Source organism: Sphingomonas yabuuchiae (assembly GCF_001477495.1).
GTDB lineage: Bacteria > Pseudomonadota > Alphaproteobacteria > Sphingomonadales > Sphingomonadaceae > Sphingomonas > Sphingomonas yabuuchiae_A.
Genome location: NZ_LDTF01000152.1, coordinates 1 through 1846 on the forward strand (window position 1 = coordinate 1; position 1846 = coordinate 1846).

At 60.5% G+C, this 1846-nt stretch carries 1 protein-coding gene and 1 pseudogene; one reads left to right on the forward strand and one right to left on the reverse strand.

What is annotated here, in order from left to right; all coding sequences use genetic code 11:
• Window positions 1-403: 403 nt before the first annotated feature.
• Window positions 404-1570 (forward strand): nucleotide sugar dehydrogenase, encoded by a 1167-nt coding sequence (locus NS355_RS17755; RefSeq protein WP_058746871.1) that lies wholly within the window; start codon window positions 404-406, stop codon window positions 1568-1570.
• 75 nt (window positions 1571-1645) lie between these two features.
• On the opposite strand, the pseudogene NS355_RS17760 reads toward NS355_RS17755, so the two are convergent.
• Window positions 1646-1846, reverse strand: a pseudogene (locus NS355_RS17760) (hypothetical protein); the annotation flags it as partial.

Genomic DNA, 1846 nt, shown 5'->3' on the forward strand with positions numbered 1-1846 from the left:
CTGTTATTACTTGTCGTCAGCTCTTAGCCACACTGGACCGTATGCTACTCAATTCCATTATCCACCGTGCATTGTTCGTATCCGTGTTCCGGTTCTCACCGCTGGAGTGGCATTTGGTTTATCTTGCTTCTTGTTCTTTTTTTTCAATCGGAAGACGGCATACGAGAAGGGTGTCCGTCTCGTGGGCCCGGAGATGTTTATAAGCGACGGGTAAGGGGCTGGGGGTCGGGGCAGGGCGAGGCAAGCGGGATTGACCGAAATGGGAAAGATGGTTGTCCGCCCCTGCCCGCTTTGCCACGACAGCATTTGCGATTGTCGAACCGCTCATGCATGGCAGAAGCGATACCTTGCACTACAAGTTGACGGGTAGACTCACGGCCTTGCCCGTCTGGAGATGTAAAGAATGAAGATCGCTGTTTTCGGCCTCGGCTATGTCGGCATGTCCAACGCGGTGCTGCTCGCACAGCATAACAGCGTCGTCGCCGTCGACATCTCGGCCGAACGGGTTGCGATGGTCAATGCGCGGACCTCGCCGATCATCGATGTCGAATTGCAGGATTTCCTGGTCAGCCGGTCCCTGAACCTCTCAGCGACGACCGATGCGGCCGAGGCGCTGGCCGGTGCGGACTATGTCATCAGCGCCACGCCGACCAATTACGATGTCGACACCAACAGCTTCAACACCGAGTCCGTCGAAGCCGTCATCGCCCTGGCTAAGGCGCATGCGCCGAATGCCACCGTCGTCATCAAGTCGACCATCCCGGTCGGCTTCGTCGACGATGTCCGTGCGCGCCTGGACACCAACCAGGTGATCTTCAGCCCGGAATTCCTGCGCGAAGGCCGCGCGCTGTACGACAATCTCCACCCGTCGCGGATCATCGTCGGCGAACAGTCGGAACGCGCGCGCATCTTCGCCGACCTGCTGGCGCAGGGCGCGGAAAAGCAGGACATCGACATCCTGTTCACCGGCACCCGCGAGGCCGAAGCGATCAAGCTGTTCGCCAACACCTATCTCGCGATGCGCGTCGCCTTCTTCAACGAACTGGACAGCTACGCCATCGCCGGCGGCATGGACACGCGCCAGATCATCGAGGGCGTCGGCCTGGATCCGCGGGTCGGCACGCATTACAACAACCCCAGCTTCGGTTATGGCGGCTATTGCCTGCCCAAGGACACCAAGCAGCTGCTCGCCAACTATTCCACCGTGCCGCAGAACCTGATGCGTGCGATCGTCGACGCCAATCGCACGCGTAAGGATTTCCTGGCCGAACAGATCATCGCGAAGAAGCCTAACCGGGTCGGCATCTTCCGCCTGACGATGAAGGCGGGGTCGGACAATTTCCGCCAGTCCTCGATCCAGGGTATCATGAAGCGGATCAAGGCCAAGGGGATCGAGGTCGTGGTCTATGAACCCGCGCTGCATGAGGACGTGTTCTTCGGCTCGCGCGTCTATCGCGATCTGGCCGCGTTCAAACAGGATAGCGATGTCATCATCGCCAACCGCAACGACGCCGAGCTGGCCGATGTCGCCGAGAAGCTGTTCACGCGGGATATTTTCGGCTCCGACTGATCCATCCGCAACAGGGCCATGAGGCCGGGGCGTCAATGTGAAGACATGGCGAGCCCCGGCTTTTTTTATGGCCGATCAGCGGCAGATCCGAACCCGCTCCCAACCGCGATATTCGGTCCAGCAGCGGCGATAGGGCCGATAATGCGGCCGGTATCCGTAACCCGCGCCGCGCCAGCCATAACCGCCGCCCCCATAGTCGCGGTCGCCATAACCCTGATAGCCATAGCCCCGATCATAACCGCCCCAATGCGGCGGAGGGGGAGGCGGCGGGGGTGG